Source organism: Erwinia sp. 198, assembly GCF_003937915.1.
GTDB classification, from domain to species: domain Bacteria; phylum Pseudomonadota; class Gammaproteobacteria; order Enterobacterales; family Enterobacteriaceae; genus Erwinia; species Erwinia aeris.
In genome coordinates, this window is record NZ_RHUM01000001.1 from 251910 (window position 1) to 265331 (window position 13422).

14 protein-coding genes are annotated in these 13422 nt (G+C 59.6%); 4 read left to right on the forward strand and 10 right to left on the reverse strand.

Features of this window, described 5'->3' with window-relative positions:
- Positions 1-107: 107 nt before the first annotated feature.
- Complete coding sequence (locus tag EGK14_RS01195) at positions 108-1379, forward strand: phosphatase PAP2 family protein (protein WP_125287247.1); 1272 nt, start codon at positions 108-110, stop codon at positions 1377-1379.
- 44 nt (positions 1380-1423) lie between these two features.
- On the opposite strand, the gene EGK14_RS01200 is transcribed toward EGK14_RS01195, so the two are convergent.
- Positions 1424-1945: a hypothetical protein gene (locus EGK14_RS01200; RefSeq protein WP_125287248.1), complete on the reverse strand. Its 522-nt coding sequence runs from the start codon at positions 1943-1945 to the stop codon at positions 1424-1426.
- A gap of 485 nt (positions 1946-2430) precedes the next feature.
- On the opposite strand from EGK14_RS01200, the gene EGK14_RS01205 reads away from it, so the two are divergent.
- Both EGK14_RS01205 and EGK14_RS01210 read left to right on the forward strand, forming a co-directional pair.
- Entirely contained in the window at positions 2431-2865 is a 435-nt protein-coding gene (locus tag EGK14_RS01205) for an SRPBCC family protein (RefSeq protein ID WP_125287249.1), read from the forward strand.
- Between the two features lie 14 nt (positions 2866-2879).
- Positions 2880-3371: a GNAT family N-acetyltransferase gene (locus tag EGK14_RS01210; protein WP_125287250.1), complete on the forward strand. Its 492-nt coding sequence runs from the start codon at positions 2880-2882 to the stop codon at positions 3369-3371.
- 106 nt (positions 3372-3477) lie between these two features.
- Here EGK14_RS01210 and ftnA read toward each other — a convergent pair whose 3' ends face one another.
- Positions 3478-3984 carry a non-heme ferritin gene (ftnA, locus tag EGK14_RS01215; RefSeq protein ID WP_125287251.1) on the reverse strand — a complete coding sequence of 169 codons (507 nt, stop codon included), beginning with the start codon at positions 3982-3984 and terminating at the stop codon, positions 3478-3480.
- A 521-nt stretch (positions 3985-4505) separates the two neighbouring features.
- Between ftnA and EGK14_RS01220 the strand changes: the two genes are divergently transcribed.
- Positions 4506-4754 carry a helix-turn-helix transcriptional regulator gene (locus EGK14_RS01220; RefSeq protein ID WP_125287252.1) on the forward strand — a complete coding sequence of 83 codons (249 nt, stop codon included), beginning with the start codon at positions 4506-4508 and terminating at the stop codon, positions 4752-4754.
- Between the two features lie 20 nt (positions 4755-4774).
- Here the strand turns inward: EGK14_RS01220 and EGK14_RS01225 are convergent, their stop codons facing one another.
- From EGK14_RS01225 to EGK14_RS01260, 8 genes are all read right to left on the reverse strand, one after another.
- Entirely contained in the window at positions 4775-6418 is a 1644-nt protein-coding gene (locus EGK14_RS01225) for a methyl-accepting chemotaxis protein (RefSeq protein ID WP_125287253.1), read from the reverse strand.
- 136 nt (positions 6419-6554) lie between these two features.
- Positions 6555-8891, reverse strand: coding sequence for a pyrroloquinoline quinone biosynthesis protein PqqF (gene pqqF, locus EGK14_RS01230; protein WP_125287254.1), 2337 nt, complete (start codon positions 8889-8891; stop codon positions 6555-6557).
- Positions 8888-10021, reverse strand: a complete 1134-nt coding sequence (pqqE, locus tag EGK14_RS01235; protein WP_125287255.1) for a pyrroloquinoline quinone biosynthesis protein PqqE — start codon at positions 10019-10021, stop codon at positions 8888-8890. The genes pqqF and pqqE overlap by 4 nt, the downstream gene beginning before the upstream one ends.
- Positions 10008-10292, reverse strand: coding sequence for a pyrroloquinoline quinone biosynthesis peptide chaperone PqqD (gene pqqD, locus EGK14_RS01240; protein ID WP_125287256.1), 285 nt, complete (start codon positions 10290-10292; stop codon positions 10008-10010). Before pqqD ends, pqqE begins: the two co-directional genes overlap by 14 nt.
- Positions 10292-11044 (reverse strand): pyrroloquinoline-quinone synthase PqqC, encoded by a 753-nt coding sequence (pqqC, locus tag EGK14_RS01245; protein ID WP_125287257.1) that lies wholly within the window; start codon positions 11042-11044, stop codon positions 10292-10294. The genes pqqD and pqqC overlap by 1 nt, the downstream gene beginning before the upstream one ends.
- Positions 11045-11051: 7 nt before the next feature.
- Entirely contained in the window at positions 11052-11963 is a 912-nt protein-coding gene (gene pqqB, locus EGK14_RS01250; protein WP_125287258.1) for a pyrroloquinoline quinone biosynthesis protein PqqB, read from the reverse strand.
- A gap of 51 nt (positions 11964-12014) precedes the next feature.
- Complete coding sequence (gene pqqA / locus EGK14_RS01255; protein ID WP_071789594.1) at positions 12015-12086, reverse strand: pyrroloquinoline quinone precursor peptide PqqA; 72 nt, start codon at positions 12084-12086, stop codon at positions 12015-12017.
- A gap of 155 nt (positions 12087-12241) precedes the next feature.
- Positions 12242-13282 carry a dipeptidase gene (locus EGK14_RS01260; RefSeq protein WP_125287259.1) on the reverse strand — a complete coding sequence of 347 codons (1041 nt, stop codon included), beginning with the start codon at positions 13280-13282 and terminating at the stop codon, positions 12242-12244.
- Positions 13283-13422: the final 140 nt, after the last annotated feature.

The following is a 13422-nucleotide window of genomic DNA, read 5'->3' on the forward strand; positions in this document are numbered from 1 at the left end:
CGGCCCGCCGCCAATTCGTTTCAAAATATAAGTTGTCACTTTCCTGTCATCAACCTCTTCCAGCATGAATACCGATAAAGCTAACCGACGTAAATTAAGGAACTTTTATGCGCTTTCGTTATTCTCTGCTGGCCAGCGCGCTGCTGCTGGCGCAGGTTGCTCAGGCAAAAACCGCGCCCGTTGACTTCGATCGCATCCAGAGGATTGTTGCAACCACCACGCCTGCCAGCAGCGATGCCCGTTTCGTGGCCTTTGACGCTCAGATCCAGCAAGACCTGATCGGCGCGTTGCAGGGCGATGCCGCTAAGCTGACGCGTACGCAGCTGGAGAAAACCGCACAGAGCGATAGGCTGGCGGATCGCGGCTGGCTGAAGGCGAGCGGCTACGACTTTGCTAAAAAAGCCAACCAGCAGGCCGGCATTGCGCTGCTAAACGCTTTCGCCACGCTGCCAAAAAGCCAGCTGGACGCCAGCCTGCAGCGCGTGGCGCAGGTTAACCTCGAGGCAACCGACGGCCAGCGTCGCCAGGCGATTATCGATGCGGAAGGGCAAAACCATCTGTTTTTTCTGGCCGACGCGCTGGGGCCAAAGCTGGGTCAGGCCTTTCTGAACGCCTATACCAAAGGCGAGATGGGCCGTGCGGCAGCGCTGATCAAGGCCAGCGAGGTCAGCACCGGCGCGGCCAAAGCGCACTTTAACTATCCGCGTCCTTTTCTGATGCCGGGCAATACTATCCATGCGGTGCCTGATACGGTGATAGTAAAAGATAATCAACCCTATCAGGCGAGCGAAGGATCTTTCCCCAGCGGCCACACCAATACGGCCTGGACCGATGCGCTGCTGCTGGGCGAAATGGTGCCGGAACGCTTTGTGCCGCTGATGGATCGCGCCGCGCGCTACGGCTATTCGCGCATGGTGCTGGGCGTGCACTATCCGATCGATCTGATTGGCTCCCGTATGGTGGCGCAACGTAACGTGGCGCACTATCTCAACGATGCAAAGTATCGCCCGCTGTTTGCTGAAGCGAAGCAGCAGCTGCGCGACGCGCTGGAGAAAGAGTGCGGCACCTCGCTTGCCGAGTGCGCCAGACCATCCGGGGCAGCCGATCCTTACGCCGCGCCGCAGATGCAGGAGTTTGCGCGTTTTGCCATGACCTGGGGCCTGCCGCAGGAGAAAGTGAAGCAGCAAGCGGTTGTGGTGCCGGAAGGCGCTGAGGTACTGCTGGAAGCGGCGCTGCCGCAGCTGAGCGCCCGGCAGCGTCGGCAAAGGATGGTGGCGACCGCTATCGCCGCAGGCTATCCGCTTTCCGGCAGCACGCCGGAGCAGAACTTCTGGCAGCGGCTGGATCTGTCAGCCGCAGCTGATATGCACAAAGGATAAAAAAGGGGCGATCGCCGCCCCGGATCTCCTGTGATGCGGCGCTGTTATTGCTTACTGGCTTCAGCCGAAGCTGGTTCCTCGCTTTTAACGCCGATTTTGGGCAGCGCGCCGAAATCGAGCGTTTTCCCTTTTAACGTTTTCGCCAACGCTTCGCTGATATCCGCTTCTGGCGCAAAGGCCAGGGCGGCCTGAGTCGGCAGGATCGCCAGCAGCTGGTGCTGCTGGCGATATTCTCCGGCCGCCTCCGCTATCGCTTTCATGACGACACCGTTAGCCCGACGCTGCTCATGCTGCCACTCCAGATCCAGCAGCTGCCGATCGGCCAGCAGCGCGCTGCGCCGCTTCTCCTCCGGCAGCCTGGCGCCGTTTTCCTGCGCCATTTCCAGGCCCTGCTGGAGCTTTTTATCGACCGCCTGCAGCCGCGTTTTCAGCTGCTCCGCCAGCCCGGAGTCCTGCATAACTTTTTCCGGGTTGATAAATTTCACCGGCTGCGTCTCCGAACGATCGCAGCCCGCCAGCAGTAGGGTTATCGCCAGCCCTACGACCGGCCTCATTTTTGGCTTCATGTTTTCTCCTTTTCGCCGATTCCGGCATTTCCCTGGACAGGTTCCTTCGGGCGCAGCGACTATAAACGATGCTGCATTCAGCAGCCGCTCTTTCCATCTTGTCCGTTGATTAAAATCAACTTTATTGCCTTTATGTCGTCGGCCTCAGTGCGGCACTGTCGGTCAGGCGCCGGGGGCGATAGTACCGGAAGCACCGGATTGACAACGGCGGCGATCGGGTTCTCCATAAGGAAGAAATGATCTCGCCAAAGGGGGACTGGCCCAAATACTGAACCTGAACCTGAACCTGAGAGTACCACCGGCGCAGCGGATGGCGATGGTCGTCCGTGGACGAAAGTTTAACGAAGCGTTATCCGTAAAGTCCTGAACGCCAGGCCGGTCATTTTCAAATGGACGGCTTTTTTTATGCCGTGCGCAGCAACGGATAAAAGCGTGCTGTATTCCATGCTAGAGTTAAAATTTCCCCCGTTCAGAGGATCCCTTTTATGTCGCACTCGTCCTATGCCAGCCGCATTATTACCGCCACGCCAGAACAAATCTGGCCGCTGATTGCCGATTTTAACGGCCTGCCGAAAATCCATCCGGCGATCTCCTCCAGCGAGCTGGAAGAGGGCGCTACCGAAAGCAAGGTTGGCGTGGCCAGAAAGCTGACGCTGCCCGATGGCATAGTGCGTGAGCGCCTGGTAAAGCTGGATAAAGCCAATTGGGAGCTGCACTACGCGATTCTGGACGGCATCATGCCGGTCACGGATTACGTCGCGGTGGTGAAGCTGACGCCAAAAAACGACGGCACCACGCTGGCGGAATGGTGGGCGGATTTCAAGGTTAAGGCGGGCCATGACGAACAGGAAGTGGCGCAGAGCATCAGCGAAGGCGTCTTCGCGACCTGTCTGCAAAACATCGCGCAACAGGCTGGCTGATAAGGATCTTCGGCATGACGACGCGATTTATCGTGCAGCGCTACCATCCTCGCTACCAGACGGGGGTAAAAGATCTGATCCTGCCGATCCAGAATCAGGAGTTCGGTATTGCGATTTCGGCAGAGCAGCAGCCGGATCTCAGCGATATCCCGACCTTTTATCAACAGGGCGCGGGCGATTTCTGGCTGGCGACGGCCGACGATCGGGTTGTTGGCTGCATCGGTCTGAAGGATATCGGCGAGCAGCAGGCCGCGCTGCGGAAAATGTTCGTGGCGGAAGGCTGGCGAGGCAGGGAGCACGGCGTGGCCAATAGCCTGCTGCAAACGCTGCTCGCGCACGCTCGCGAGCGGCAGCTCCGTGACGTCTGGCTGGGCACCACCGCGAAATTTCTGGCGGCGCATCGTTTTTACGAGAAGCACGGCTTTAGCGAAGTGGCGCAAGCCGCGCTGCCGGCCGCTTTTCCCGTGATGAAGGTGGACACAAAGTTCTACCAGCTGGCGCTGTAGCAGAAAAGCAGTCGGCTTTTGCCGCCGGTCACCGGCTTGACTGCGCCCTGGTGACCGGGCACGAGGGTGTCAACAGCCTCAGGGGCGATCGCTTCGCCCCTTTCACTCAGGCCTGCTCGCCCGAGGTGCTCATCTGCATCAGATCTTTATCAACAAAGAACAGTCCCTTACCGCTGGTGCCGACCAGCGTCAGTTTATCCAGCACGGATTTAAACAGCTTCTCTTCTTCGTGCTGTTCGGCCACGTACCACTGCAGGAAGTTAAAGGTAGAGTAGTCCTGCGACGTCATCGCGGCATGCGCCAGCTCGTTGATTTTCGCGGTAATCAGCTGCTCGTGCTCGTAGGCCTGTTCCAGCACGTTATTCAGCGAGTCAAAAGTCACCGGCGGCGCGGCGATGCTGCCCAGCACCGGCATGGCGCCGGTATCGCTCAGGTAGTTGAACAGGCGCTGCATATGCTGCATCTCTTCGCGGGAGTGCTCGCGCAGAAAGGCAGCGGCCCCCTCAAACCCTTTGTCGGCGCACCAGGCGCTCATTTGCAAATAGAGGTTGGCGGAAAAGAATTCCAGGTTTAACTGATCGTTCAGGCGAGCGGTCATTTCGGCAGTCAGCATAGCGGCTCCAGATATTAACAGGCAAAATAATTATTCGCCGCATTATGCACGGGAAGCAGAGAAATAAAAACCGCAGAAAAATATATTTTAAATTTATCTGGCACAAAAAATAAGGAGTGATAATTATTATCATCCTTTCTTATGGCGGGGCCTGCTGTAATGGTTTTGATAATTATTCTTGTTAGCTATTCGCTTTAAAAGCGGCGTCCTTTTAAGTGTATATATAAGCTGTGTGAATTACTTGTTTAATTAATGATTTGAAAGGGTTTTTTGTTAGTCGAGTTCGTTTTTTTGCCAGGGTTAATATTTAAAAATACGCTTTTTAGCTGTATAACAGAGAAACAATAAACGCCGCTATTTGCAAAATATAATAGCGGCGGTTGCGCGCGTTACCGCTGCTGTCTGGCGCTCTGCTACCGTGGCTGAACATCATCAACGGCCGATAACGACGCGAAGCAGGTAAATGATGGGACGGGCGGCCTGGCCGCGGACAACGATTTAACTTATAAAAGGGATGCAGAATGGAGCTAAAGGACTGGCATACCGCAGATATTATCGCTGCGTTAAAGAAAAGAGGCACAAACTTATCCGCGCTCTCACGGCAGGCGGGACTGGCTTCCTCGACGCTGGCTAACGCGCTGCGCCGGCCCTGGCCGAAAGGCGAACGGCTGATTGCTGAAGCGCTGGACATCGCTCCCGAGAAAATATGGCCGACACGCTATCAGCATCCGGTGCGGCCACATAAATATCACAATCAGAACGACCGGTAAGCCCGGCCGCCGGCGACTGCTTAAAACGTTTCCCAGTTTCCTTCACCGGCTGCCGGCTGCGTTTTTTTCAGGGCTTTTGCACCAGGTTTTGCGGCTGGCGCGCGCGCGTGGCCGGTCTGGAACACGGCAACGGCCTGAGCCAGACGGGTCGCCTGGTCCTCCAGCGACGCGGCGGCGGCGGCCGACTGCTGTACCAGCGAAGCATTCTGCTGCGTGACCCGATCCATTTCCGTGACCGCCTGACCAATTTGATCGATACCGCGGCTTTGTTCGTCAGAGGCGGAAGCGATCTCCGCCATAATGGCGGTGACGCGCCCCACGGCATCGACGATATCGTGCATGGTTTCTCCGGCGGTGGTGACCTGAAGCGAACCGGCGTCGACGCGGCTGACGGATGCTTCAATCAGCGTCTTGATCTCTTTCGCCGCCTGGGCGCTGCGCTGGGCCAGATTGCGCACTTCGCCCGCGACCACGGCAAAGCCGCGGCCCTGTTCGCCCGCGCGGGCGGCTTCCACGGCGGCGTTAAGCGCCAGAATATTGGTCTGGAAAGCGATGCCGTCAATCACGCTGATGATATCGGCAATTTTCTTCGAGCTGCCGGCGATATCGCTCATGGTTTGCACCACGCCGTCCACCACCTGGCCGCCTTTGATCGCGGTTTGCGACGCGCTCGACGCCAGCTGCGAGGCCTGACGCGCGTTTTCGGCATTCAGCTTCACCGTGGCGGTCAGCTCTTCCATGCTGGCTGCGGTCTGCTCCAGCGAGGCGGCCTGCTGCTCGGTACGGGCGGAGAGATCGTTGTTGCCCGTCGAAATTTCGCTCGCGCCGGTGTAAATGGCGTCAGAGCTTTCCCGCACGTGGCTGACGGTAACGGTCAGCGCCTGCTGCATGGCGGAAAGATGGGCGGCCAGCCTGGCTATTTCGCTACGGCCTTCCACCGTCAGCGTGCGGGTCAGCTCGCCTTCGGCAATGTGCTGAATATGTTCTTCAACCTGCTTCAGCGGTCGCAGCAGCACTTCCTTAATCACTTTCCAGAGGCCCAGCACCAGCACCAGCAGCAGCAGGATCACCGCCGCCAGCGTCCACATCATATTCGTAAAGCCGTGCTGATTGACCTCAATGCCCGTCGCCAGCAGCTTCGCGTTCTGTTCGCGCCACTGGTTATAGCTGGCTTTCAGGCCGTCCTGCGCCTGCTGTGCATCCAGATTGCCGTAAGCCTCGTAGTTATTCGCACCGAGAAACTGGATAGACTGCTTCATGGTGTCATGCAGCTGCTGATAGCTACTGGCCACGCTGGCCGTTATCTCGCTGCTTTGTCCTGGCTGCGCGGGGGCGCGCTGATAACGCTCAAAATGCGCCTGCGCCTCATTAAGCTGGGCAGTGGCGTTGGTCAGCAGCTTGTCGATGGCCGCCAGCGTGGCCGGATCGGTTTGCTTTTTTAGTATACGGATAGCCGCGCGGTTGATGGTGACGCGCGTTTCAAGCAGCGTCTGCCAGGTGTCGCTGAGCTGGTTCTGCTGCTGCGTCAGCACGCTGGCGTGGTTGAAATTCTCTTTGTCCTGGCTAATAGCGTTAAATGAGAGCGCGCTGGAAACCAGCAGCAGCCCGCTAAAAATAACCAACATGATAACGATGCTGGTCACAACTTTAATATTTTTTAGCATACGGCGTACTCGGAAAGGGGAGTCGATAAAGGCTTATCGGTAGTCACACAGGGAAACTTTATGGCGAGCAGGTATCAGGCGGTGAATAAAATATAAGCTGAATCGATTAGCTTGAGCGCCCGGCAAAAAATTTGCTTTAAGCGCTGTTGCTCAGTCGCCACCAGCGGGCAGCACTGTCGGTCAGCTGTTGATAAGCCAGACGTAGCCGATCGGGCGAGGGCCGGGCAAAACTGAACGGCAGGTTAAGCTGCTGATAGAGCCAGTGAGGGGTGATCTGCTGGCGGTTTTTCGGCACGTTTTCGGGCAGGGCCGGCAGCAATGACAGCCAGCCGGCGGCAAGCGTTTCGGTGGTCTGGCTCTCTACCGTTGCCGCCATATCGGCAATAAAACGATCGATATGCCCGAACAGTTCTTCCGTGCTTAAAGCAGGCGATTGCAGCGCAAACAGCAGGCCGGCCTGTCCGGCGGTCTGATGAAAACGGCAGCTGACCACGTAGCCGACGTTGGCCTCGACCCGCAGCCGTTGAAAAAAGCGCGGCTCAAACAGCGCGGCGAGCAGTTGCCAGCTGGCAAAGCAGACCGCGCTGGCCTCGGCCAGCGGGCAGAACGTCAGCACCGCCGCGTCGCCACCTGCCGTCGGGCAGGAATAGTGCGGCTGCGTGGGGAAAACCTGCGGCGGTGACTGCGCCGGTTCGACCGTGCCCGGCAGCCGGGTCAGCCGCCGCGCCAGGCCTGCTGCGCTGTTGTCCGCACCGCCGTAAAGCGTTGCCTGCCAGCGTAGCGCCGACAGCGCATCCGCTGACGTGCTGTTCAGCAAATCGGGCAGGCGCGCCAGCAGACAGCGGATAGCGATATCATCAGCCTGCTGCGCCTGATGAAAAAGCCGTTCGCCAAAAGCCTGGGTGGCGGCTGGCGGATCCGTCAGCGCCTGTATGGCCCGATCCAGCGTAGCGGCCAGCAGCGCATCGTGGCCGCTGAGCCGCAGCTGCCACAGACCGTGCTGGCGGGAAAAGGCCAGCTCGCCGCCGCCGTGCAGCGCATCGCCCATCGCAGGCTGAAGCGCGGCCTCGATCAGCGCGGCGGTGCGCCGACCAGCCAGCAGGCCGGGCTGAATGCTAAGCAGCAGCGTAGGCTCGCCCGGCCCAGCCACGGCGGCCAGCGCGCTTTGCGCGATCGGTAACGCGGGCGCGACGGGCGTGGAGGCTGGTGAGTAAAAACGCAGGGCGGGTGGCGTTTCCGGCTTCGCCTGCGGCCAGTCGATAGCAGCCAGCCGTAGCGAAAAGCCCTGCGCGCGGACGACCGGCGCGCTGACCGCAGGCGATACCCACAGGCGACTGAGGCTTTGCGGCAGCGGCAGCGGCGTGGTCGACTGCGCAGGCGGAAAACCCAGCGCCAGATCGCGTAGCCGGTCGAGTGGAGAAAGCTGGCTGAAACGCCGCTGCGTGAGGCTGGCATAGTGCGCCCGCTGCTGTTGCGTCAGGCCGGAAAGCTGCGCCAGCCAGCGGCGAAACAGCGTTTCTATACGGGCACACTGCGCCAGCTGAAGGCCGTTCAGCTGAAAGCGCACGCTGGCTACCGACTGCCGCGCGCTGCGGTAAGGCTCCAGCAGCGAAATATTGTCGCACAGCCCCTGTTCGCGCAGCGTCGCCAGCAAACTGCCCGATGCCTGGTCGGTCAGCAGCTCGCGCAGCAGCGTCAGGCTGGCAGGCTGCGGGTCGTTGAGGAGAAAACTCAGCTGGAGATGCTGTGCTGCGGCGCTTTGCAGCGCAAAAGCCCGCTGTGGGGCCAGCTGTAACAGCGGCGGCGCGGCAGGCACGCTTTCTGCGCGGGCAAAAGCCGCCGCGGTCTCTTCGGCCAGGGCTTCCAGCTCCTGCAGCGGCTGCGGGCCGCTCAGCCAGAGTTCCAGCTTGCCGCTATGGAACCAGCATTGATGCCAGTCCCGCAGCGCCTGCTGGAGCGCGACCGTGTCGTCGCCAAAGTGGCGCTGGCTGCCGACGTGAAAATCGTGCAGGGGATGAGGCGCGGCGAAGGCCTGGCTCAGCGCAGTCTCGCACAGCGTCGGGCCGTGGCTTTGCAGCATCCGATACTCCGCCTCGATCGCTGCCGCTTCTGCGGTAATCGCCGCGGTAGCCAGCAGCGGGCGCGCCAGCATATCAGACAGCCTGCACAGCGCCTGTGCCAGCCGCTCGGGGGCAATCTCCACAAACCAGGCGGTAAAATGTGCCAGGGTAGTGGCGTTAAGCCGTGCGCCGTGCGCGGGCGCCCAGGCCATCAGCCGCTGCTCATGCTGATAACCGACGCTGCCGGCGAACAGCACATGCTCCAGCAGATGCGCCAGGCCCGGCCAGCGTGCGGGTTCGTCAAGGCTACCGGCGGAAAGCCGGAACAGCGCCGCCGCCCGCGTGGCCTCCGGCTCGTGGATCAGCGTGATCCGCAGGCCGTTTGCCACGCGGGAAGAGGAATGGCCGCTCACGCTTCGCTTTTAAAGATCAGCTGGGAGTTGGTGCGGTTGCGGAACTGCAGCTGGCTGATTTGGATATTGCTGCAGTTGGCCTGTTCGCGCGCCTCAAGGATCTGGCCATGATGCGGCGACTTGGCGCAGACGGGATCGGCATTGTCCGCGTTGCCGGTCAGCATAAAGGCCTGACAGCGGCAGCCACCGAAATCCTTCTCTTTTTCGGAGCACGAACGGCAGGGCTCCGGCATCCAGTCGAAGCCGCGATATTTGTTAAAGCCGAACGAGTCGTACCAGATTTCCTGTAGCGTATGCTCCAGTACCGATGGGAAGGCAATCGGCAGCTGGCGCGCGCTGTGGCACGGCAGCGCCATCCCTTCCGGCGTCACGCTCAGGAAAATCGCGCCCCAGCCGCCCATACAGCCCTTCGGCCGCTCTTCATAGTAGTCGGGGGTCACGAACAGCAGGTTAGCAAAGTTGCTGTTGTCCTTCATTTTTTCGCGGTAGCGCTGCACCACGGCTTCGGCGCTGGCGATCTGCTCGCGGGTAGGCAGCAGGCCCTCGCGGTTCAGCTGTGCCCAGCCGTAAAACTGGCAGGTCGCCAGCTCGACGTCGTCGGCCTCCAGCTCGATGGCCAGTTCAATAATGCGATCGATCTGGTCGATGTTATGGCGATGCAGTACAAAATTTAGCACCATCGGGTAGCCGTGCGCCTTGACCGCTTTCGCCATCGCCAGCTTTTGCTGGAAAGCTTTTTGCGATCCCGCCAGCGCCGCGTTCAGCGTCTCGTCGCTTGCCTGGAAGCTGATCTGGATATGATCGAGACCCGCTTCGGCAAAGGCGTCGATCTTTTTCTCGGTCAGGCCAATGCCGGAAGTGATCAGGTTGGTGTAAAAACCCAGATCCCGCGCGGCACGGATCAGCTCAGGCAGATCTTTACGCACCAGCGGCTCGCCGCCGGAAAAGCCCAGCTGAACGGCGCCCATCTGGCGGGCCTGTTTAAAAACTTCTATCCACTGCGCCGTGGTCAGCTCCTGCTCCTGCCGGGCAAAATCCAGCGGGTTCGAGCAGTAGGGGCACTGCAACGGACAGCGATAGGTCAGCTCCGCCAGCAGCCAGAGCGGCGGATTAGGCTTAAGCGAGTTCACGGAAAATTATCCACTTCTGTTCGACGGCCTGCATAAAGAACGCTTTGACGTCCTCATCCACGCCGCCCGCATCGGGAAAACGAGCGTTCAGTTCGGCAATCAGCGCGGCAAGCGGACGTTTACCGTCCACCAGCTGCAAAATCGCGGTGGCGCTCTCGTTCAGCTTCGCCATGCCTTCCGGGTACAGGATCACATGGCAATCCTGCGTCGGTTCCCACTGCAGGCGGTAGCCACGGCGAAACGCAGGTATCTGCTGGTCGTTAAGGGTCATTACAGCAATCTCTCTTTATGCCAGACGGGCTGGTCGGTCACGGTATGGTAAGGCGGACGATGCAGCGCGTAGGCCAGGGTCATAGCGTCCAGCATACTCCAGAGAATATCCAGCTTAAACTGCAAAATAGACAGCATACGCTGCTGCTGTTCGGCCGTGGTGAAATAGTCCAGCGCCAGCGCCAGCCCGTGCTCGACGTCGCGGTTAGCCTGGCTCAGGCGGCCGCGAAAATAGCCGTAGCCTTCGGCTTCGATCCACTTATAGTGCTGTGGCCAGCTGTCCAGGCGCGACTGGTGGATTTCCGGCGCAAACAGCTCGGTCAGCGAGCTACAGGCCGCTTCCTGCCATACCGCGCGGCGGGCGAAGTTAACGTAAGCATCCACGGCGAAACGCACGCCGGGCAGCACCATCTCTTCCGACAGCAGCGTCTCGCGCCTGAGACCGACCGCTTCGCCCAGGCGCAGCCAGGCTTCAATCCCGCCTTCGCTGCCCTGATGGCCGTCGTGATCCAGAATACGCTGTACCCACTTGCGACGCGTCTGCGGATCCGGGCAGTTCGCCATAATCGCGGCGTCTTTCAGCGGAATACTGGTCTGATAGTAAAAACGGTTCGCTACCCAACCCTGGATCTGCTCGCGCGTTGCCTGGCCGTTGTGCATAGCGATATGGTAAGGATGATGGATATGGTAATAAGCGCCTTTGGCGCGTAGTGCCTGCTCGAACGCTTCGCGCGTCATGGGAGTCTGTTGCATGATTTTCTCACAGGTCGATACGCATACCATCCCAGCTGACTTCGATGCCGTGCTGCGTCAGCGCCTGACGTTCAGCCGACTCTTCATCCAGGATCGGGTTGGTATTGTTGATATGAATAAGGATTTTGCGCTCGGCGGGCAGCGAAGCCAGCAGCGCTAGCAGGCCCTGTTCTTCGGCCAGCGCCAGATGACCCATATCCTTACCGGTATTGCGGCCCACGCCGGTTGTCGCCAGCTCGTTATCCTGCCACAGCGTGCCGTCGATCAGCAGGCAGTCGGCCTTTTGCAACCAGCCCAATAGCTCGCTGTCCGGCTCGCCCAGACCGGGCGCATACATCAGCGTTTTTCCGCTGCGGGTATCTTCAATAAACAGCGCGACATTGTGGCCGGGCAGCGGTCTGCCGCGATACTGCGAATAGGGCGGCGCGTTGCTGAGCAGCGGGATGGCGGTAAACCGCAGCGCCGGACAGACCGCCACGAAGAAAGGTTCGCCGGGCTGAATCGCGTGATGCGTCAGGCCGCCGTTCCAGTGCGCAAGCATGGTAAAGATGGGAAAACCGGTGGTGAGATCGTCGTGTACTTCCGGCGTGCACCAGACCTGATGCGGACAGCCCTCGCGCAGGCTCAGCAGGCCGGTGGTGTGATCGATCTGACTGTCGGTCAGGATAATCGAGCCGATAGCGGTGCCGCGCAGGACGTCTTTCTTATTCAGCGCGGGCGTGGCAGCGATCTGATGAGCGATATCCGGCGAGGCGTTGCACAGCACAAAATCGACGCCGTCGTCGCTGATGGCGATGGAAGATTGCGTACGCGCCGACGTTTTCAGCGTGCCGTTACGCACGCCCTGACAGTTTCGGCAGTTGCAGTTCCACTGGGGAAAACCGCCGCCGGCCGCAGAGCCAAGAACGTTAATTTGCATGTGTAGACCAGAAAAAAGAGAGGAAATGCCCACCTGAGTGGGCATAAGGGCTTAGCGGTTGGAGATGTACAGCGTCACTTCCAGGCCTAAGCGTAAATCAACAAACGTTGGTTTAGTCCACATAGCGGAGCTCCTCATGGTGTTAAGGGAAAAATCTGCCCGTTAAGTTCGGCAGGTAAACAGCTTATTGTCAAATATCGCCCTGCGGCGGCGCAAATGTTGCACCTGTGTCACAGTGATATCAACCCTGTAAGCCGCAGGGATTAACGGGGGGAGCGTTATTCTCCCCAGGTTTTCTTCAGCACGCGTAACCAGTTACGCCAGCAAATCTTATCGATCAGTTCGGGCGAATAGCCCGCCTGCTGCATTAAATCGACCAGCTTCGGCAGTCCGGCCGCATCGCCCAGTTCGTCCGGCACGCTGATGCCGTCAAAGTCAGAACCGAAGCCGACGCGATCTTCGCCCAGCTTTTCCAACAGCGCATCAAGATGCTGCACAATCTGCGCCAGCGGCGTATCGCTGTCGCGCTTGCCGTCGGCGCGCAGAAAGGCGTTGCCAAAGTTGACGCCGACAAAGCCGTCGCTCTGCGCAATTGCGGCCAGCTGTGCGTCGGTTAAATTACGCGGCTGCGGGCAAAGCGCATGAACGTTGGAATGGGTGGCGACCAGCGGCGCATCGCTGACCTCCGCCACCTGCCAGAAAGATTTCTCATTCATATGCGACAAATCGATCAGCAGCTTTTTCTGATTAAGCACGCGCAGCAGCTTGATCCCGACAGGCGTCAGCCCGTCGCCGCTGTCCGGCGAGCCGGGAAAACCGCCGGTCACGCCGGTGCCGAAGCGATTTTGCAGATTCCACAGCGGGCCGACGCTGCGCAACCCGGCGGCAACCCAGCGGTCAAGCTGGCTGCACTCGTCATCCAGCGCCTCTGCGCCCTCAATATGCAGCACCATCGCCAGCACGCCCTGAGCGATACAGCGCTCGATCTCGCTGGCGCTGCGGCAGATACGGGCCTGCCCGGCTGAGCGATCGGCAATCTGATGCAGCAGGGCAATCTGCGCTTCGGTAATCGCCAGCGGGTCGTGATCCTCTTCCTGCCAGCCCGTCTTGCTTTGCTTCACGTACTGCGCAGGCGGAACGAACACCGCAAACAGGCCGCCGGCAAAGCCGCCCTGGCGCATTCGCGGCATATCCAGGTGGCCGTTCATCGTACCGTGCAGGAAGTCCGCCACGGCATCGCCAGTTTCCTGCATCCACAGGCGCAGCAGAAGATCGTTATGGCCGTCAAAAACGGGTTGGGCTGAGGTCGATAGCGTCATTGTTATGAATCAGAAGGTACATTGTTAAATAAATGATACCTCAAAGCGCCGTGCCGGGCCTGCTGAAAAGTGCGGTTATGGCGCTAAATCGCGTTAAACGGCAGGGATAAGTGTAAAGAATTGCGGTAAGGGTAAAGAGA